Source organism: Rhizobiaceae bacterium, from assembly GCA_023953835.1.
GTDB lineage: Bacteria > Pseudomonadota > Alphaproteobacteria > Rhizobiales > Rhizobiaceae > Mesorhizobium_G.
Genome location: JAMLJB010000001.1, coordinates 1,837,157 through 1,856,388 on the forward strand (window position 1 = coordinate 1,837,157; position 19,232 = coordinate 1,856,388).

The following is a 19,232-nucleotide window of genomic DNA, read 5'->3' on the forward strand; positions in this document are numbered from 1 at the left end:
CATCAATCGCCAACGTTGCGCAGTCGGCGAGGCATTGCGGAAGTTTGCCTTCTCCCCTTGTGGGAGAAGGTGCCGGCAGGCGGATGAGGGGTGTCCTGCAGCCCGAACCCGACCCTGGCCAGGTTCAGGCTGCTCGGGTTAGTTACCCCTTCGCGGCCGCTACGGCCTCGGCAAGTGCCGCCGCCGCGTCCTTGGAGTTCAGCTCGCCGTTGAAGTGACGCGTGATGACGTCATACATGGCGTTCTTCACCGCGGCCGGATTGGCATGGCCGTGCGCCATCGAGCCGAACAGCTTGCCGTTCTTGTCGGCTTCGGCGAGGTCGGCCATGGCCTTCTTGCCGCAATCGTCGAAGGCGTCGTTCGGAACATCGGTGCGGGCCGGAGCCGAACCCTTGACGACATTGAACGCCGACTGGAAATCCGGGCTCTCAATGTCGGATGCCATCAGGTCCTGCGCCTTCTTCTCGGCGTCGCCGACCTTGAACATCATGAACTGGTCGGAGTTGAAGGTGACAGCGCCCTGCGTTCCGGGAAAGCGGATGCAGACGAAATCCACGCCCGGCTTCTGGCCCGCCTTGAGGAATTCACCCTTGGCCCAGTCGCCCATGAACTGCATGCCGGCCTTGCCTTCGATGACCATTGCCGAGGCCAGATTCCAGTCGCGACCGGAGAAATCGGCATCGACATATTCCCTGAGCTTGGCCATGTGGTCGAAGGCCTCGACCATCTTGTCGCTGTTGAGCGCGGCAGGATCGAGGTCGATCATCGACTGCTTGTAGAAGTCGGTGCCGAGCGCGAGCACCACCGCGTCGAAGATGGTGGCGTCCTGCCATGCCTGGCCGCCATGGCCGATGGGCGAAATGCCGTTGGCCTTCATCTTGTCGAGCACCGCGATCAACTCATCCCAGGATTCGGGAGCTTTGCCGCCAGCGGCGTCGAGCGCCTTCTTGTTGATCCAGATCCAGTTGGTGGAGTGGACATTGACCGGCGCGGCGATCCACTTGCCGTCATATTTCGAGAATTGCTGGAGCGCTGCCGGGATCACGCTGTCCCAGCCTTCCTGTGTAGCGATATCCGACAGGTCGCCCACGACACCCTGCTTGGCCCAGTCGGTGATGTCGAAGCCGAGCGCCTGCACGGCAGTCGGCGGGTCGCCTGCCGTGACGCGGGCGCGCAGCGCGGTCATCGCGGCTTCACCGCCGCCGCCCGCAACCGGCATGTCCTTCCAGGTAACGCCCTGGCTTTCCAGCTTCTTCTTGAGCACGTCGAGCGCGGCAGCCTCGCCGCCTGACGTCCACCAATGCAGCACTTCCACTTCATCGGCGAATGACGGCGCGGCATAGCCCGCCGTCAGTGCGCCCGAAAGCATCGTTCCAATCAGCAGTTTGCGCAACATGAGTACCTCCCTGAGTTGCGATTGACGCCCGGCTCAGCCGGGACGGTTCCCTCCACTGTCCACCCACCAGCCGGTGCGCGGACCCTTGTGAAACTGGATTGTCTTTTCCTCCGTGTAATCCTCCACCGCACGCGTGCCGAGCTCGCGTCCGATACCGGATTGCTTGAAGCCACCGAACGGCAGTTCAGGATAACCGTCCATGAATGTGTTCACCCAGACGGTTCCGGTCCTGACCCCACGTGCCACCGACATGCAGGTGTCGATGCTGGCGCTCCAAACTCCGGCAGACAGACCATAGGGCGTATTGTTGGCGATGTGCAACGCCTCTTCAATCGTTTTAAAGGAGAGCACGGACAGCACCGGCCCGAACACTTCCTCCGATGCGATCGCCATGTCGGGGGTCACGCCCGAAACGATGGTCGGGGCGAGGTAGTCGCCCGCTTCGGAGGGCAGGGCGCCGCCGCCCAATGCCAGCGCGGCTCCGGTCTGGGCGGCGGTTTCGACATAGGCAAGCACCTTGTCCAGATGGTCGCGCGAGATGATCGCGCCGACCTTGGTGCGCTCGTCCAGCGGATCGCCGACCGGCACTTTGGCGGCAAGCGACCGCACGGCGGAGAGGAAATCGCGGGCAATCGCCTCATGGACGATCAGGCGGCTGCCGGCGTTGCAGCACTCGCCTGCGTTGAAGAAGCCGCCGAACACGGCGGCGTCGGCCGCGGCCTCGAGATCGGCGTCGGGAAACACGATCTGGCCGTTCTTGCCGCCAAGCTCCATCGAGACTTTTTTCAGCGATTGTGATGCGGTGGCCATCGTCAACTTGCCGACGCGCGTCGATCCGGTGAAGGACACCATCTCGACCAGCGGATGGCTGACCATCGGCGCGCCGACTTCGTTGCCGTAGCCGACCACGATGTTGACGACCCCTGCGGGCAATCCGGCTTCCATCAGGATTTCGCCGAGCACCAGCGTGGAGGCCGAGGTCATCTCGCTCGGCTTGACGACCGCCGTGCAGCCTGCGGCCAGCGCGAAGGGCAGTTTCTGGCTGACGATCAGGAACGGAAAATTCCACGGCGTGATGATCGAGACGACGCCAACCGGCTCCCGCAGCACCACGCCCAGCATGGCGTCGCCGAGATTGGCGTAGGATTCGCCGTGCAGCGTGCGGGCAAGTGCGGCGGCATAGCGCCAGATGTCGGCTGCACCCGCGATCTCGCCGCGCGCCTGCGCAATCGGCTTGCCGGATTCCAGCGCATCGAGCCGTGCGATCTCCTCCAGCCGCGTTTCGATCAGGTCTGCGGCGCGCAGCAGGATCGCGGTGCGCTCGCCTGCCTTCATGCGTGGCCATGGACCGTTTTCGAACGCCTTGTGGGCAGCAAGGACAGCGCGCTCGACATCCGCGCCGGACGCCAGCGCATAACGCGAGACGACAAAGCCGTGGCCCGGCGAAACGCGCTCGACAGTCCGGCCATCGGCGGCATCGACGAACGCGCCGTCGATCAGGAGCTTGTAGCCACGCGGGGCGGATTTCGCTTCGGATGGCTGTGGAATGGAGAGGGGAGCATTCATGGCAATGTCCTAACCGCGCTCGAACAGGGCGGCGCGTTTTTCCCTGAAGGCGGCAACGCCGGCCTTGAGGTCGCCGGTCAGCGCGATGAACCCGCTGGCCAGCGCTTCTGCGGCGTGGGATGTTTCCTCGCCTTCGGCAATGCCGATCATCAGCTTGGCGGCCTCGGTGGCAAGCGGGCCGCGCGCGGCAATGCGTGTCGCCCAAGCCGTGGCTTCCTCGCGTGCGGCGCCCGTGGCGACAAGCTTGTCCACCAGCCCGAGCTTCAATGCCTCGTCGGCAAGGAAGATTTCGCCACCCAGCGCCATGCGCCGCACGGTCTGCGCGCCGAAGCGGCGCACCGCGCGCTGCGTCCCGGACCAGCCGGGCACGACCCCGATGGAGGTTTCCGGCAGGCCGATCTTGACGTGTGCTTCGGCAACACGGAAATCCGCGCAGGCGGCAAGTTCCAGTCCGCCGCCCAGCGCATGGCCCGTTAGCACGGCAATCACCGGCTGGCGCAACCGGGCGAGTCGGTCGAACACGCGGTGGCCATGGCGAACCCACTTGACCTGGAAGTCGGCGGCGGAAAGTTGAGACCACGCCTCGACATCGCCGCCCGCGCAAAAGCCCTTGCCTTCGCCGCACAGGAGCACCGCGCGGACGTCCGGAGCAGCCTCCGCCGCATCGAGCGCCGTGCCGAGCGCGTCGAGCATCGGAATGTCGAGCGCGTTGAATTTTTCAGCTCGCCTCAGCGTGATCGTACCGACAGGCCCGTCCTGCTCGAAGCTGACGAGTTCAGCCATTGCCGCATCCCTTGAGTTCGAGGCCGATGGGCGCATCCGCGAAAAGGGCCAGCGGCGTGACGCGCAGGTCCTTCGCCACGCCGAGCGGGGTTTCGGACTGCGCCAGCACGTCGCGCTCAAGGTCGACGCCGGGCGCGATTTCCGTGACCAGCAAACCGTCAGGCGTAAGCTGCATCACGCAGCGCTCGGTGACATAGGTGATGTCCTGCCCCTGCGTGACGGCGCGCTTGCCGGAAAAGGAGATGTGCTCGACTTCATCGACGACCTTCTTCACCTTGCCTTCCTGGTCGATGCTGAGGCCGCCATCGGAAATCGAAAGCTTTGCGCCCGCATTGAAGAAGCCGGAAAAGACGATCTTTTTCGCGCGCGAGGTGATGTCCACGAAGCCGCCCGCACCAGCCGTGACATGCGGGCGGGCAGACAGGCGCGAGACGTTGACGCTGCCGTGGCGGTCGATCTGGAGGAAGGAGAGCAGCGAGGCGTCGAAGCCGCCTGCCTGAAAATAGATGAACTGGTGCGGCGAGGGCATGATTGCTTCGGCATTCGATGCGCAGCCGAACTTGAAGTCGAGCAGCGGGACGCCGCCCACCGCGCCCTGTTCGATGACCCATGTGACCTTGCCGTGCTGACCCTCCTCCAGCAGGATGCGCGGCACGTTCGCGGAAATGCCGAAGCCGATGTTCACGGCCCAGCCGTCGCGAAGCTCCATGGCGACGCGGCGCGCGATGACTTTCTGGATGCTCATTTCCGGCGTGCGAAAGGTGGAGAGCGGGCGGAAGATTTCGCCCGAAATGGCGGGGTCGTAAGGCGTCTGCGTGGTCTGCAACTGGTCGGGATCGACCACGATGTGATCGACCAGCACGCCGGGCACGCGCACATCATGCGGCTTGAGCGTGCCGTTGGCGACGACGCGCTTGACCTGCGCGATGACGATGCCGCCATTGTTGCGCGCGGCGAGTGCCTGTTCGAGCGCGCCGAGATAGGCCCCCTCGTGCTCATAGGTGAGGTTGCCGCGCTCATCCGCCGTGGTGGCGCGGATGATCGACACATGCGGCGCAATTGCCGGGAAATACAGCCACTCCTCGCCGTCGAACCGCTCGATGCGTACGACCGGGTCGCTCGCCGCATCGTTCATGGCGCAGCCCTGATGCCGGGGGTCGGCGAATGTGTCGAGGCCGACCTTGGTCAGCACGCCCGGTCGCTTCGCGGCGGCCTCGCGGTGCATGTCGAACAGGATGCCGGAGGGGATGTTGTAGGCGGCGACCTCGTTCCTGCCGATCATCTGCCAGATCAGCGGCGGCTCGGCGGAGGACGGGCCGGACGGATAGGAGCCGCAGAGCGTCTTTTTCAGCAGGCCGGGCTTTGCCAGATGGTCGATGCCTTTGATTCCCGACATGTCGCCCGCCGCGATGGGGTGCAGCGTGGTCAGGTCGCGCGGGTGGCCTTCGGCCTCGAAGCGGCGGCCAATGGCGGCGAGCATCGCGTCGGGGCAGCCGAGGCCGCTGGAGGACGAGACGGAGACGACGGCCCCGTCCATGATGAGCTTCGCGGCCTTTTCGAAACTGGTCAGCTTGGTCACGGTCACAGCCCCGGCTCGATGGCGACGATCCTGCCGGACTTCGCGGATTGAAGCGCGGCTTCCGCCGAGGCCAGCGACCAGACGCCGTCCTCTCCGGTGGCGGCGGGCCTGCCCTCGCCACGGATCGCCGCGTGGAAAGCACGCAGCGAGCGCGTGTAGAGGTCCTCGCGGTCGAAGGAGAGTTCTTCCTCGCCGCTTTCCGTGCGCAGCATGACCGTGCCGATGGGCTTTTGCGTCATCACGTCACGCGCGATGAGCGAGCCTTCGGTGCCGTGCACTTCGAAGCCGGTGCCCGCGAACCGGGTGGTGAAGCCCTCATGCGACTGCGCGATGACGCCGGATTTGAACCGCCACAGACACATCACGCCGTCTTCGAGCCCGGCAGACGCCATGCCCGACGATTGCGTGATGGCGGTGATCTCGGCGGGATCGTCGCCGAGCACGAAGCGCAGCGTATCCGCGTCATGCACGGTGATGTCGAGCACCACGCCGCCGCCCGCTTCCGGTTTGGTGATCCGCCAGCCCTGCAGATGGGCGGGCAGGTAGACGGAGTGGAACACGCGCGCCGCGACCGGCCTGCCGATGCGCCCCGAGGCGATGGCCTCGCGCATGGCGCGGTGTGCGCCCGCATTGCGCAGATGATGATTGGTGCCGAGCACGACGCCCGCTTCCTTGCAGGCCGCGACGATCTTGCGCGCATCGGCGGAATTGAGCGCCAGCGGCTTTTCGCACAGCACATGCTTGCCGGCCTTCGCCGCCGCGAGCGCCTGCTCCAGATGCAGTTCGTTGGTGGTGGAGATGTAGACGGCATCGACCCCGGCATCGAGCAGCGCGTCGAGCGTGTTCACGCCCTTCGCGATACCGTTTTCCTTCGCATAGGTTGCGGCGCGGTCGGCGCTCGAACTCATGACGGCCGCCACCGCGCCCTCCGGCTGGTTGCGGATCGCGTCGATCATGAATTGCCTTGCGATCGTGCTCGCTCCGACGAGGCCCCAGCGGATTGTCATTGAACCCCTCCCGTGGTGCGATCCGGTCCGCAGCTTTCGCGAACCATCAGCGTCACGGAGCCGATCTGGTCCTCCGCGCGGGTGGTGCGTGTCTGCATCATCTTCAGAACGGTGTGCGCCGCGCGCTCGCCAAGGCTGGCGGTGTCGACCGAAACGCTGGTCAGCGCCGGAACATAGTGCTGCGCCTCCACCACATCGTCGAAGCCGACCACGGCGAAGTCGCGCGCCGGTTCGAGGCCGCGCTTGCGCAGCGCGATCATCACGCCGAAGGCGACTGCGTCGTTGAAGCACAGTGCGGCGGTCGGGCGGTCGGGCCGGTCGAGCGCGGCGTCGAGGCAGGCCATGCCGCCGACGCGGCTGGTTTCGCCTTCCACGACGATGATGTCGTCCTCCGCGATCCCGAGACGCAGGCAGGTGTCGCGGAAGCCTTGCAGGCGCTCCTGATAGACGGTCAGGTCCGCGCGGCCCCCGAGAAAGGCGAGGCGGCGGTGCCCCTTGCCGATCAGGTGCTCGGCGGCGAGCGCGCCGCCGCGAATATTGTCCGGGGCAACCGCCGGAATGCGGCTTTCGGGCAGGCGCCGCATGATCGTCACGACCGGGATGCCGGCCTGCCTGATGCGGCGCAGGGAATCCGCCGAAGTATTGCGCGTCGGCGCGATGATGAGGCCTGCCGCGCCCTGTTCGAGCATCGACTTCAACACCTGGTCCTGGCGCACCGGGTTTTCGGCGGTGTTGGCGATGAACGGAACGATGCCCGCCGCCTGAAATGCGCGCTCCATGCCGACGGCGAGTTCGGCGTAGAAGGGATTGGTCAGGTCGTGGATCACCATGCCGATGACGTTCGACTGCGCCTTGCGCAGATTCGCCGCGCCACGGTTGTAGACATAGCCTGTGTCGGCAATCGCCTTTCGGACCTTCGCCGCGGTGTCGGGGCGGATGAGGCCGCTGCCCTGAAGCACCAGCGAGACAGTGGATTTCGACACACCGGCCTCGCGGGCGATGTCCAAAATCGTTGTCTTGTCGCGGATGGTCACGACCCTCAATTCCTCCCAGAATTATTGGAACGTTCTAAATTCGTCCAATCGCCGAGTCAAGAGGGTCAGATGTTTCGCGCAAAAAATGCGCGAACTGGCGGAGTTTCCTCTTCAGCAAAGGCGGCTTGAAATATTGGAACGTTCCTATTATAGACGCGGAGGCTCTGGAGGAAGGCCATGCAAATCAACCTGCCGCTGCACAATGGTCGCGTGGAAGCCTACCGGCTTTCCGGCGCGCCGATCCATGGAACGCCGGGCGCCCGGTTCAACCGGGTGGCCTATGCCGCCGCGCATGTCGTCGCCGATCCGTTCGGCACCAACGACCCATGGTCGGTGGCCGCCGTCGATTGGGAGCGCACGATGGCGTTCCGCCACCATCTGTGGCGGCTCGGCTTTCGCATCGCCGAGGCCATGGACACCTCGCAGCGCGGCATGGGTTTCGACTGGGGCAATGCAAAGGAACTGATCCGCCGCTCCATCGCCGAGGCGCGAGCCGTGCCGGGAGCAGACCTCGCCTCGGGCGCGGGCACCGACCAGCTTGCGCCGGAAGCGGCGCGGTCGCTGGACGATGTCGTCAATGCCTATGAAGAGCAGTTCGGCTTCATCGAGGGACTGGGCGGCAGGACGATCATGATGGCGAGCCGCGCACTTGCCGCTGTCGCGCGCGGGCCGGAAGATTATGCCAGGGTTTATGACCGGCTGCTGTCTCAGGCGTCCAACAAGGTTGTGCTGCACTGGCTGGGCGATATGTTTGATCCGGCGCTCAAGGGGTACTGGGGTACGGACGATTTCGAGCCTGCGCTGGATACTGTGGTCTCGATCATCGAGCGCCACCGGGACAAGGTCGAGGGCATCAAGATTTCGCTTCTCGAAACGGCCAAGGAAGTGGAATTGCGCAACCGCCTGCCCGATGGCGTGCTGATGTTTACCGGGGACGATTTCAACTATGCCGAGCTGATCGCCGGCGACGGCAGGCGGCATTCCCATGCGCTGCTCGGCATTTTCGACGCCATTGCGCCGGTTGCCAATGCGGCGCTGGCAAAGCTGGCGGCAGGCGATGAGGCGGGCTTTCACGCGCTGCTCGGGCCGACCGTTCCGCTCTCGCGGAAGATATTCGAAGCGCCCACGCAGTACTACAAGGCGGGTGTGGTTTTCCTCGCCTGGCTCAATGGCCATCAGGACCATTTCCAGATGGTCGGCGGCATGCAGTCAGCACGCTCGATTATCCACTATGCCGAGATATTCCGGTTGGCCGACGAGGCTGGCCTGCTTGCCGATCCCGACAAGGCCGTGTCGCGCATGCGGGCGCTGTGCGCAACGGCCGGGGTTTTGTAGACGGGCAATTCTTGCGTTCCGCAGTTTGCCATGCGGGAGAATATTCCCCCACTCCGTCGCGCTGCGCGCGCCACCTCTCCCCCAACTTCGTAGGGGAGAGGAAGGGTGCGGCGGCGATGACAGGCTCCCTTCCTCACCCCCACCTTGTGGGGGAGAGGTGGCGCGCGCAGCGCGACGGAGTGGGGGGATGATATTTCGCGCCTGGTAAACCGCAGCAGGGTGCTTTGCATCGCTCAGGGACTGGCGTGATAGGGCTCTTCTTCCACCAGCGGCAAACCAGCCTTTGCCCATCCGTCGGAACCGAGCGGATACCAGAGCACGGATGCGTAGCCCCATGAGACGGCGCGGCGCGCGGCATTCCACGACATCCAGCAATCGGTCATGCAATAGAAGAGGATTGGCCGCGATTTGTCGTCGCCCACCTGCGATTCGATGCCCTTGCGGAAATAGGCTTCGGTCTCCGCGTTGATGTCGCCATAACCGACATTGACCAGCCAGATGCTGCCGGGAATGCCGGAGCGCGGCTTGTCGCGCCAGACTGTTCCCGCAGGAAGATTAGCCGGCTTCGGCGCACGCGGCATCACGTCGAAGAAGACCGCGCTCTTGTCGCGCCAGAGCTTCTCCGCCTCGGCGGTGTCGACGACGCGTGCGCCTTTCAGCGTCGCGGGCACGGGCGCGCGATATTCGTCCATGCGATAGCCGGACGGCTCCGCCACCGTATCGGCGCGAACGGGACTGCAAAGCCACGCGAGGGCGGCGACGGCGCAACACAGCAGCGCAGCGCCGCTATTCCGTGATGGGACGATTCTGCTCATCGATGATCGGCACGCCGTAGTCGAGCATGATCCGGTTTATCTCGGCCTGGTTTTCGCGGATCACAGTGTTGAGGGTGCGTTTCCATTCCTGATCCGAAGGACGCACGCCCATCGTGATGCGATAAATCATGCGCGACCCGGTCTGCTCCTTGGTGAGCGGCACCAGCGCCACATCCGCATTCATCTGCCTGGCGAAATAGCCGCCCATGGGTCCCCACACCACCGCCGCGTCGATCTCGCCGGATTCGATGTCCTTGATCATCAATTCCGCCGGGGAATGCGTGAAACGGGTATCGCGCATCAGGTCGTAGACCTTGGCGGTTTTCATCAGGTTCGCCTTCGCCATGTTGGAGGCCGGCGGGGTGCTCTGAACGACGCCTATGCGCTTGCCCGCGAGCTTCGGGTCCTCGATGGTTTCCACGCCGGCAAGCGGCCCGTCCTTCTTGTACACCAGCACATAGGTGGAGCGCAGATAGGCGTTGGTGTTCTGCACCAGTTCGTCGCCCTGGGCATAGCCCATGATGATGTCGCAGCGATTGGCTCGCAGGGTGTTGCGAACGAAGCCCATGACCATCGGAAACCATGTGTAGGAGACCGACTTGCGCCCGGTCTTTTCGGCGACAAGCTCGGCAAGCCGGTTCTCGTAGCCTTCGCCCTTTTCATTGGTGAAGGGCAGATTGGCCGGGTCGGCGCACACACGCAGCACGTCGGGATCGACAAGTTCCCCGGCGGCTCCGAGACCCGCCGTCTGTGCTGCCGCGACGCCGGGCAGCAGTGTGAGCGAAAGCGCGCCGATGACGGCGCGCCGCAGCTTCAGGAGGGGTGAGGTGCGCAATTCAACCGTCCATGCAGGCTTTTTCCTGCTCTTTTGCCGCCTGTGACTTGTCTTCCTTCTTCGGCGGGCGTCCGCGCGGGGCGTTTCCGACGGCGCGGGCGCGCAGGTAGACGTACAGATCGTCCATGTAGCAATAGACGTTCTTGTTGTCGCCGAAGGACGGCATCACGTTTTCCTTTCCGCCGCCGACATTCTTGCGGCCCTCGGCGACGATGGAGAGGAACGTGCCGTAGTCCATGGTCTTGAGAGAATTGATCAATGCGGGCGCGTAGCTGGAGCCGACGCCGTCAGGCCCATGGCAGACGTGGCAATCGGAATGGTAGCGGCGATAGCCGCTGAACGTATACCAGTCGACTGTTCCGTCGGGCTTGATGTTGAATGTGGGCGTCCCGTCCGCGTCGAAATATTTGCCGCCGTCTTCGGAAACCGCCTTCGCCTTTTCGGCGCTGTCCTGGGCATATGCGGGGGCGAGAACTGCGGCAGAGAGCGTGAGCAGCAGGAATGCTTTACCGAATGTCATACGTTACGTGCCTCATACATATCGCCACGGACAAAGCTCGTCTGTCTTGATGCGGCGGTGACAGGTGCGTTGTGGGTTTCGTGGCGAAATCGAGAGCCCGGCGAAAAGTTCCGGGCTCTCGGTTCCCTGGCCGCCTCCGAATGGAAGCGGCCCTGGAGTGCGGACTTAGTCCGGGAGGCCGAAGACTGTGAGTTGTCCGCCAAGCGTCGTGTATTCGGCAAGGCCGGCATAGCCGCCGACTGCACCTAGACCGGCTGTCGAGACCGACTCTGCCGCTGCGGCGTCAGGAGCCTTGTCGCCCGCCACCGCGTTCTGCCATGCAGCGGCGTTTTCGGGAGCCAGAAGGCCGCCTGCGAGGCCGATTCCGGCCCAGCCGCCCACGCCTGACAGCACGCCGATATACTGCTTGCCGCCATGCTCGTAGGTGTTGACGTTGCCGATGATGCCGGAAGGCGTCTTGAACTTGTAGAGTTCCTTGCCGTCATTATCGACCGCCTTCAGGTAGCCTTCCAGCGTACCGTAGAAGACGATGTCGCCAGCGGTCGCCAGCGCGCCTGACCATACCGAGAACTGCTCGGGGATGGACCAGACGATCTCACCTTTCGATGCGTCCCATGCGATGAAGTTGCCCATGCCGCCATGGCTGTCCGGCGCGGGATACATCGACACGGTTGCGCCGACATAAGGCTGTCCGGCGGTGTAGCTGACCCGATAGGGCTCATAGTCCATGCAGACATGGTTGGTGGGGATGTAGAACAGGCCGGTTTTCGGCGAATAGGCCGAAGGCTGCTGGTCCTTCGTTCCGAGCGCCGCAGGGCATACGCCGGTCGTGTTCACGTCTTCGCCGTTGAACTGCGTCGAGTATTTGTCGACGACCTGCGGGCGTCCATACTGATCGCTGTTCTTGTCCATGACGACTTCAGTCGCCCAGTTGACCTTGGGATCGTATTTCTTGGCAACCAGCAACTCGCCCGATTCACGGTCGAGCGTATAGGCAAAGCCGTTCCGGTCCGGGTGAACCAGCACGTTGTGCTTCGCGCCGCCGATGTCCATGCCGTCCACGAGCATCATCTCGTTGACGCCGTCATAGTCCCATTCGTCGTGGGGCGTCATCTGGTAGACCCATTTCGCCATGCCGGTGTCGGCGTCACGCGCGAATATGGTCATCGACCAGCGATTGTCGCCGGGCCGCTGCACCGGGTTCCAGGTGGACGGATTGCCGGAGCCGTAATAGACGAGGTTCAGCTTGGGGTCGTATGAATACCAGCCCCAGGTTGCGCCGCCGCCGGTCTTCCACTGTTCGCCTTCCCAGGTCGAGATGCCGGAATCCTTGCCGACCGGCTTGCCGAGCGTCATGGTCTTTTCCGGGTCGAGCAGCGTATCCGCGTCGGGACCCATGGAATAGGCACGCCACACCTGCTTGCCATCGGCAAGATTGTAGGCCGCAACCCAGCCGCGAACGCCGAACTCACCGCCGGAGATGCCGACGATCACCTTGTCCTTCACGATGATCGGGGCATGCGTCGAGGATTCGCCCTTGCCGCCGTCGGTCTGGTCACCGTTCTTGACGGACCACACGACCTTGCCGGTCTTGGCGTCAAGCGCCGTCAGCATCGTGTCCGCCTGGTTCAGGATGATCTTGCCGTCACCATAAGCGACGCCACGGTTGACCGTGTCGCAGCACATGATCGGAATGACGTTCGGGTCCTGCTTGGGTTCGTATTTCCAGAGGATCTTACCGTCATTATTCAGGTCGAGCGCGTAGACGATGTTCGGAAACGGCGTGTGCACATACATCACGTCGCCGATCACCAGCGGGCCGCCTTCATGACCGCGCAACACGCCGGTCGAGAAGGTCCACTTCACCTGCAGGTTCTTGACATTGTCCTTGTTGATCTGGTCGAGCTTCGAGTAACGGGTATTCGCATAGTCACCTGTCGGCATCGCCCAGTTCTTGGGGTCCGCGCTGAGCTTTTCAAGCTCCTCATTTGCCCATGCTCCAACGGCCGATGCACATATGAGCAGGGCAGTGGCCGATAAGAGATGGGTGGTCGTTTTCAGTACACGCATTAGAAATCCTCCCGAGATTCACAACGAAGAATCGATCGTTGAACCCCTCCGGGCTCGCCCAAGCGATCCATGTGGTGGGAAGTATTTCCGGCAGCGTGTCACGACCTAAGCCAGGTGAGCAGAGGGCACCATTACTGCCCACCTCACTTGGCCTACGAAAGGCGGTCGCCGCTCCCTATGACGGTGACGCCCTTGAAGCCGGAAACAGGTGAAGGCTATGTTATTAAAATGCGAGGCGCAAGCAAAAAACGTCTTGGACATATTGCAATGCACACATCTAATTTTGCGATGCAATACAAAGAATATAGATAGTCTATCTAGTGAAATCGAGAATCTGGTTTCTACTTAGATTTGACCTTTTGTTGATATGTTCGTTCAGGAGCGCCGATAAAAAACGCCGAATTATCTTTATGATAACAATATGTTTACTGGAGTTACGACCGTTCTTGAATCCGGCGAAATGGAATACAGGCGGTTGCCAGCGCGTGCCGGTTCGGTTCGGTTCAATTCTTGACGGCGCGTTTTCCGCCGCTCTGCGGCATGCGCATCGGCCATTTTGCACCTTCTCATTCTTTGGTCCTATTCCCTTACGTCGGTGTTGGGGCCTGAATGGTCAAGCTCGAACTTATGGGAGAAGGCTCATGGTTTGGAGATCGATTGCAGCGCTTGCAATGACCCTTTCGGGAGCGGTCAGCGCCTATGCGGCCGCAGATTATCCGACGACCGCAGTGGCGGATTACGTCTATGCCTGCATGAAGTCGAACGGTGAAACGCGTGAGGCGCTGGAGCGCTGTTCGTGCTCCATCGATGTCGTCGCCTCCATCGTCCCCTACGATCATTATGTGGCGGCGGAGACCTTCCGGCGCATGGCCTTCATGAGCGGCGAGGCGGCGGGCCTGTTCAAGGAAAGCCCGCCCGCAAAAGCGGCCGGCGCGGAACTGAAGCGCGCGCAGGCTGAAGCCGAGATCAGGTGCTTCTGACTCTGGGCTTCAATTCGAGACCGGCGCTGCGAGCGGCCATTCGCTTTCGAACTGCTTGCCTTCGGTGTCGCTGGCGACGACCTTGAGCGGTTCCTTTCCGCTCGCATTGAAGTCGAAGCGGAAATTGGGGTCCTCCGAAATCGAGATTCCGCCTTCCATGGCGAGGATCAGCCTGTCGCCCTGCGAGACGCTGAGCTTGTCCACGAAATGGGCGGGAATGAAATACTGGGTCAGCGGATCGCGTTGCAGGCCGGAGTTGTTCGGATGCCGGATCATGAGCTGGATTTCCTCGGCTTTGCTCATCTTCTCCGCACCGTCGAACTGGCGCATCTTCATCTGGCCCATCGACGCAAGCGCCTCCTGTGAGTTCTTGACGGCGGGGGCGGAGCAGCCGCCCGACGCTTTCACGAAGGTCTGCGACATGTGCAGCTTGCCGTCGCCGGTTTCCGCGATGACGCGGATGAAGGAATAATCGTTGACCCTGACGCGCGTCGATATGTGGGTCACGCCCGCATCCTTGCCGAGGTCGAACTTCGCGGCGACCGGGGCAGGGTTCACATCGATGACCATTGTGACGGCCTTTACGCCATCCGGCGCCTTGGCGGCATCGAGATAGATGTCCACCGGCACGATGGCCGCATCCTGCGCGCGCTTCGGCGCTTCGATACGCACCACGCCGTCATCGCTGACAATCGCGCGGTCGCCGAACACGTCGCCCCTCAGGGCCTGCCAGATCTGCTCCGACGAAGTCGTGGTCTGCTGCGCGCCCGCGCCACCACCCAAAGCGATCACGACGCCGAGCGCACATATCGAAAGGGTCAAGAGATACGACAAGGGCGAAGCGGTTTGCCGTTCGGCCTTCACATTCGCTTGCATTGAAGCCTCCACCGAAAAAGGTGGTGCCCTTGGCTGCGCACGATTTTAGTCCGATTGCGGGCGCTTGGCAATTCCGGCCTATTCCCATTCAAGTTCGGCATAGGCAGTCGTTGCGTTGCGTTCGTTATAGTCGTCGAAAAGTTTCCAGCGGGCGCGTTCGCTTTGTCCGGCTGTTTTTACTGCTTTTGCCAAAGGCACGCCGTCCTTGATGGACTTCCGCAGGTCTGTCGCAAGCACCTCGAAATATCGCCGCTCGGGATCGAGCGATTGCGGCCATGGCGATGGCGAGGGTCCGTGACCTGGAACCACCGACGACGCGCTGACGGCGGCAAGCTCGTCCAATTGCCGCATCCAGCCGAGCAGCGAACCGTCGAGCGTCGGCAGATGGCCGAGGAACACCAGATCGCCCGCGAAGAAAATGTTCGTGGCGCTGTCCAGCACGGTCAGGTCGTTGTCGGTATGGGCGGGCCGCCACGCACGCAGATGCAGCGTTCGGCCACCGAGGTCGAGGTCCATGCGGTCGTCGACGAGCAGAGTCGGCGGAATGATCTCGACGCCGCGCATCAGCTCGTCGCCGATCTGGCGGCGAAAGCTGTGCAGGTAGAATTCGCCACGCGCTTCCAGTGCGGCGGGAAGGTTCCTGTGCCCGACGATCGTTGCGCCCGTGCCCTTGAAGGCGGCGTTGCCGAAAATGTGGTCGGGGTGCATATGCGTATTGATCAGATAGCGGATCGGCCTGTCGGTCAGGCCGCGGATGGCGTCCAGCAGGGCCGCGCCTTCGACATAGCTGCCGCCGCTGTCGATCACGGCGGCGGCGTCCGTGCCGACCACGAGCCCGACATTGCAGATTGCTCCGTGATTGGCCGGCGTCATCAGTTCATCCGTGCCGGAAAACGCGAAAATGCCGTCCCCGACAGGCTTCAGTGACAGCGCGAGGTCCTGCGCGCGGACAGGCGCCGGGACGAAGACCGATGCTGCGGCGGATGTCGCCAGTTGCAGCAGATGGCGGCGGGTCGGTTTCATGGTTCAGGCCACGCCCGGGAATTTTTCATGGAAGGCGCGCAGCAGGTCGCTCATCACCTGTGCGTTGCGATATTCGCGCGGCAGCCGCACGTCGAACACACCCTCGACATGGGCCGGACGGCGCGAGAGCAGGATGATGCGGTCGGACAGCATCAGCGCTTCGTTGAGGTTGTGCGTGACCATCAGCACCGTGGTGGGACGTTCGGCCCAGATGGTGAGCAGGAGATGGCGCAGCCGTTGCGCGGTCTGCTCGTCGAGCGAGACGAAGGGCTCGTCCAGCAGGAGCACCGACGGCTCGACCGCGAAGGCGCGCGCAAGTGCTGCGCGGCGCGCCAGCCCAAGCGACAGTTCGGAGGGGTAGAGATTGCGCATGGCGGCAAGCCCGAGCGTCTCGAACAGCGCATCGAGGTTCTTTTCGTGCAGGTCGCGCGGCATGGCGAGGCGCACATTCTGCTCGACCGTTCGCCAAGGCAGCAGCGTCGGCTCCTGGAAAACGGCGGCTGTGCGCGCGCCTTCCGGGAGCGGAAACCGGACCGCGCCGGAATAGTCCGTGTCGAGGCCGAGAAGGATGCGCAGGATCGTCGTCTTGCCGCAGCCGGAGGGACCGAGCAGGCACGCGAACTCGCCCTGCCGCACCTCGAAGGCAAGATCGCGGATCGCCGTCAGCGATGCTCCGTCGGCGGAGCGGAACGTCTTGTCGGCGATCTCCGCCCTAAGCGGGGCGAGGGCGCCAACGGGTTGCATGTCGTTCAAAGGGTTGCACCAGCAGGAGTTCGATCAGCAGCATGATTGCGACGAAGGCCAGCGTGTAGGCAAGGATCGCCGCGACATCGAAGGTCTGGAAAAAGAGATAGATCTGGAAGCCGACGCCGTTCGAGCGCCCCAGCAATTCGACCACCAGCACGATCTTCCAGATCAGCGCGATGCCCGTGCGTGAGGCGGCGGCCAGATATGGCTGCAACTGGGGCAGCAGCACATGCCGCAACCGCTCCCATGCGCTGAAGCGATACACTTTGGCAAGCTCGCCATAGCGTGGTTCGAGAGCGCGCGCGCCTTCGCGCATGGTGACGACCACATTCGGAATCTTGTTGACCGCAACCGCGCCGATGGCCGCAACCTCATTGAGGCCGAACCAGATATAGGCCAGCACGATGATGACCAGCGCGGGCAGGTTCAGGAACAGCACCACCCAGGGACCGAAGAAACGATCCGCGCGCGGCCTGAGGCCAAGGGCCACGCCGATTGCCGAGCCGATCAGCATGGCCAGCACAAAGGAGGCCGCGACGCGCCACAGCGTCATGCCGAGATGAAAGAAGAGATCGCCGCTGGCGGCTTCCCGTTGCAGGACCCCCGCGACGGCGGCGGGCGAGGGAAACGCGCGGCTTGGCCAGAGCGATGCCGCAACCATCCAGAGCAGCAACAATCCGAGCAATGAGGCGGCCACGGTTACCGCAGGCACAAACGACACCGCTGCTCCGCGCCGCACAGGCTTTTCTTCTGCGGCGGGGGCCGGACGGTTGTCGATCCCGATGCCTGGCGCGGTCATTCGAACAGGCCCGACCAATAGGTGCCGGGCGCCATTTTCGTGGCCTTGCCGACAAGCTTTTCGCCGCCGATTGAGGCCAGCACCTCATAGACCCTTGCGGCGTCGGCGGCGTCGTCGGCGACCGGACGCGTCGGGATGCCCTCCCGGTAGCGGTCGCGCAGCGTTTCCAGTTCCTTGCCTTCCGCGCGCATGACCGGCGCCAGCCTTTGCCATTCCTCGTCCGAGCGAGCGAGAAGCTTCTTCGTGTCTCCAGAGGCAGCGATGAAGCCACGCAAGGCGGCCTCGTTATCGGCCGCCCATTTGTCGTGGACGATGTAGCCGAGCGAAGCGACGGGACCTGTCGCGCCGAGCGCGAGCGCTGCCTCATTGGCGCTTACCAGCCTGCGAAACCCGTTGGCTTCGAGGCGCGCGCAGAAGTGCCAGAAATTCAGCACGGCATCGAGTTCGCCCTGCATCGCCTTTTCAGACATCAGCGGCGGCGCGCCATAAGCGATTTCGGCCTCCGAGGCGAGGTCGATGCCGTGGTCGCGCTTGGCGAGCGCCTGAATCAGCAGCCAGCTCTTGTCGATCGGTCCGCCGGCTACGCCGAGCTTCCGACCCCTGAGGTCGGCAATCGAATTGATGGGCGAATCCTGCCTGACCATGATTGCGCCGACCGCCGTGGAATAGGGAATCAGCGCGAGGTCTTCGCCTTCGGATCGAAGCCGCGACACCCACAGCCAGTCGGACACGATCAGGTCGATCTCCCCAGCCAGCAGGGCTACGTTGGTGGCATCTTCGCCGGCGAAATAGACCACTTCCACCTCGACATTGTGCGCCTTGTCGAAACCATTGTGCCTGAGGCTGTCCAGCTCCCAGTTGACGGTCCCGAACTTCAGCACACCCACCCTGACTTTCGGCAGGTCCGCTGCATGTACGCGCGGCACGGCAAGGGCGGACGCCGTCGCCAGAAGCGTAAGGACGCTGCGCCGCGAAAGCGCATGCTCGGATGTCATATATCGCGTCCCCCGTCGGGAAAGGCGCATTTCCACCGCACCACCTTCACCGTGGGATGCTCCTGCGACCATTGGGCGATCTGGATCGGCGCCTGCCACATGCAGCGCATCAGGGAACCGCGGCTTTCGAAAAGCAGGTGTTCGTCCCGGCAACTGGTCGGGTTCGCCGTAAGGCAGACGGTCAGGATGAGGTCAACCAGTGTCATTGCAAGCACCTCCGTCCCGCTCCAGCGGGAGCAGCATGATCGCGTCCGCCGGTGCCAAGCGGATCGGACAGTTCGTGCCGCGAATCTAAGCCTTGCCACCCTCCTGCGTCAACTCGTGCACCTTGGTATCATTGACTTGTGCAGCGCCCGCAATAATTTGCAGCCGTTGGGTCGGGCTGTTGTTCGGCCCGCTCCGGATGGGCACCGCGAGCGAACAAAAGGAAACCAGATGCGAATTCTTGCGATTGTAGCTGCCGTCGCGGTCACCGCCGTGTCGGCAAGCCAAAGCTGGGGACAGGATGCGGCCGCCGGGGAAAAAGTGTTTACCAAATGCAAGGCGTGCCATGTGGCCGACAAGGACACCAACAAGATCGGGCCGTCGCTGTTCAAGCTGAACGGCCGGACCGCCGGCACCCATCCGGATTTCAAATATTCACCTGCGATGATCGAGGCGGGCAAGTCCGGCGTGGTCTGGGACGACGCTACGCTGGCGCAGTATCTCAAGGACCCGAAGGCCATGGTCAAGGGTACGAAAATGGCCTTCGTCGGGCTGAAGAACGACGCCGACATCGCCAATGTGATCGCCTATATCGACCAGTTCAAATAAGCGCATGACGATTTACTTCCTTCTCCCTGTCCTTACGGGGAGAAGGTGCCGGTAGGTGG

19 protein-coding genes are annotated in these 19,232 nt (G+C 63.3%); 3 read left to right on the top strand and 16 right to left on the bottom strand.

Annotated elements, in window-relative coordinates; all coding sequences use genetic code 11:
• Positions 1–142: 142 nt before the first annotated feature.
• Genes M9924_08585 through M9924_08610 form a run of 6 tightly spaced genes read right to left on the bottom strand, consistent with a single transcriptional unit; the run spans position 143 to position 7,359 of the window.
• Complete coding sequence (locus M9924_08585) at positions 143–1,393, bottom strand: ABC transporter substrate-binding protein (GenBank protein ID MCO5064463.1); 1,251 nt, start codon at positions 1,391–1,393, stop codon at positions 143–145.
• A gap of 36 nt (positions 1,394–1,429) precedes the next feature.
• Positions 1,430–2,962 (bottom strand): aldehyde dehydrogenase family protein, encoded by a 1,533-nt coding sequence (locus tag M9924_08590; protein ID MCO5064464.1) that lies wholly within the window; start codon positions 2,960–2,962, stop codon positions 1,430–1,432.
• Between the two features lie 9 nt (positions 2,963–2,971).
• Positions 2,972–3,745: an enoyl-CoA hydratase/isomerase family protein gene (locus tag M9924_08595; GenBank protein MCO5064465.1), complete on the bottom strand. Its 774-nt coding sequence runs from the start codon at positions 3,743–3,745 to the stop codon at positions 2,972–2,974.
• On the bottom strand, positions 3,738–5,282 hold the full coding sequence (locus M9924_08600) for an acyl CoA:acetate/3-ketoacid CoA transferase (GenBank protein ID MCO5064466.1): 1,545 nt from the start codon (positions 5,280–5,282) through the stop codon (positions 3,738–3,740). Before M9924_08600 ends, M9924_08595 begins: the two co-directional genes overlap by 8 nt.
• Before the next feature lie 44 nt (positions 5,283–5,326).
• Complete coding sequence (locus tag M9924_08605) at positions 5,327–6,331, bottom strand: Gfo/Idh/MocA family oxidoreductase (GenBank protein ID MCO5064467.1); 1,005 nt, start codon at positions 6,329–6,331, stop codon at positions 5,327–5,329.
• Positions 6,328–7,359, bottom strand: a complete 1,032-nt coding sequence (locus tag M9924_08610; GenBank protein ID MCO5064468.1) for a LacI family DNA-binding transcriptional regulator — start codon at positions 7,357–7,359, stop codon at positions 6,328–6,330. Before M9924_08610 ends, M9924_08605 begins: the two co-directional genes overlap by 4 nt.
• A gap of 183 nt (positions 7,360–7,542) precedes the next feature.
• On the opposite strand from M9924_08610, the gene M9924_08615 reads away from it, so the two are divergent.
• Positions 7,543–8,700, top strand: a complete 1,158-nt coding sequence (locus M9924_08615) for a dihydrodipicolinate synthase family protein (GenBank protein MCO5064469.1) — start codon at positions 7,543–7,545, stop codon at positions 8,698–8,700.
• A gap of 233 nt (positions 8,701–8,933) precedes the next feature.
• Here the strand turns inward: M9924_08615 and M9924_08620 are convergent, their stop codons facing one another.
• From M9924_08620 to M9924_08635, 4 genes are all read right to left on the bottom strand, one after another.
• Positions 8,934–9,515, bottom strand: coding sequence for a PQQ-dependent catabolism-associated CXXCW motif protein (locus tag M9924_08620; GenBank protein ID MCO5064470.1), 582 nt, complete (start codon positions 9,513–9,515; stop codon positions 8,934–8,936).
• Positions 9,487–10,350, bottom strand: a complete 864-nt coding sequence (locus tag M9924_08625) for a substrate-binding domain-containing protein (GenBank protein MCO5064471.1) — start codon at positions 10,348–10,350, stop codon at positions 9,487–9,489. Before M9924_08625 ends, M9924_08620 begins: the two co-directional genes overlap by 29 nt.
• A gap of 1 nt (position 10,351) precedes the next feature.
• Positions 10,352–10,849: a c-type cytochrome, methanol metabolism-related gene (locus tag M9924_08630; GenBank protein ID MCO5064472.1), complete on the bottom strand. Its 498-nt coding sequence runs from the start codon at positions 10,847–10,849 to the stop codon at positions 10,352–10,354.
• Between the two features lie 186 nt (positions 10,850–11,035).
• Positions 11,036–12,940: a methanol/ethanol family PQQ-dependent dehydrogenase gene (locus M9924_08635; protein MCO5064473.1), complete on the bottom strand. Its 1,905-nt coding sequence runs from the start codon at positions 12,938–12,940 to the stop codon at positions 11,036–11,038.
• A 671-nt stretch (positions 12,941–13,611) separates the two neighbouring features.
• Between M9924_08635 and M9924_08640 the strand changes: the two genes are divergently transcribed.
• On the top strand, positions 13,612–13,920 hold the full coding sequence (locus tag M9924_08640) for a hypothetical protein (GenBank protein ID MCO5064474.1): 309 nt from the start codon (positions 13,612–13,614) through the stop codon (positions 13,918–13,920).
• Between the two features lie 9 nt (positions 13,921–13,929).
• Here the strand turns inward: M9924_08640 and M9924_08645 are convergent, their stop codons facing one another.
• From M9924_08645 to M9924_08670, 6 genes are all read right to left on the bottom strand, one after another.
• Entirely contained in the window at positions 13,930–14,796 is an 867-nt protein-coding gene (locus M9924_08645) for a quinoprotein dehydrogenase-associated SoxYZ-like carrier (protein ID MCO5064475.1), read from the bottom strand.
• A 78-nt stretch (positions 14,797–14,874) separates the two neighbouring features.
• Positions 14,875–15,819, bottom strand: a complete 945-nt coding sequence (locus tag M9924_08650; GenBank protein MCO5064476.1) for a quinoprotein relay system zinc metallohydrolase 2 — start codon at positions 15,817–15,819, stop codon at positions 14,875–14,877.
• 3 nt (positions 15,820–15,822) lie between these two features.
• A complete protein-coding gene (locus M9924_08655) occupies positions 15,823–16,563 on the bottom strand; it encodes an ATP-binding cassette domain-containing protein (protein ID MCO5064477.1) in 741 nt (246 codons plus the stop codon).
• Positions 16,532–17,227 carry an ABC transporter permease gene (locus tag M9924_08660; protein ID MCO5064478.1) on the bottom strand — a complete coding sequence of 232 codons (696 nt, stop codon included), beginning with the start codon at positions 17,225–17,227 and terminating at the stop codon, positions 16,532–16,534. The genes M9924_08655 and M9924_08660 overlap by 32 nt, the downstream gene beginning before the upstream one ends.
• Positions 17,228–17,361: 134 nt before the next feature.
• Positions 17,362–18,360: an ABC transporter substrate-binding protein gene (locus M9924_08665; protein MCO5064479.1), complete on the bottom strand. Its 999-nt coding sequence runs from the start codon at positions 18,358–18,360 to the stop codon at positions 17,362–17,364.
• On the bottom strand, positions 18,357–18,566 hold the full coding sequence (locus tag M9924_08670; protein ID MCO5064480.1) for a hypothetical protein: 210 nt from the start codon (positions 18,564–18,566) through the stop codon (positions 18,357–18,359). The genes M9924_08665 and M9924_08670 overlap by 4 nt, the downstream gene beginning before the upstream one ends.
• 229 nt (positions 18,567–18,795) lie before the next feature.
• Here M9924_08670 and M9924_08675 point away from each other — a divergent pair, with 229 nt between their 5' ends.
• Positions 18,796–19,173, top strand: a complete 378-nt coding sequence (locus M9924_08675) for a cytochrome c family protein (GenBank protein MCO5064481.1) — start codon at positions 18,796–18,798, stop codon at positions 19,171–19,173.
• The last annotated feature ends 59 nt before the right edge of the window (positions 19,174–19,232 follow it).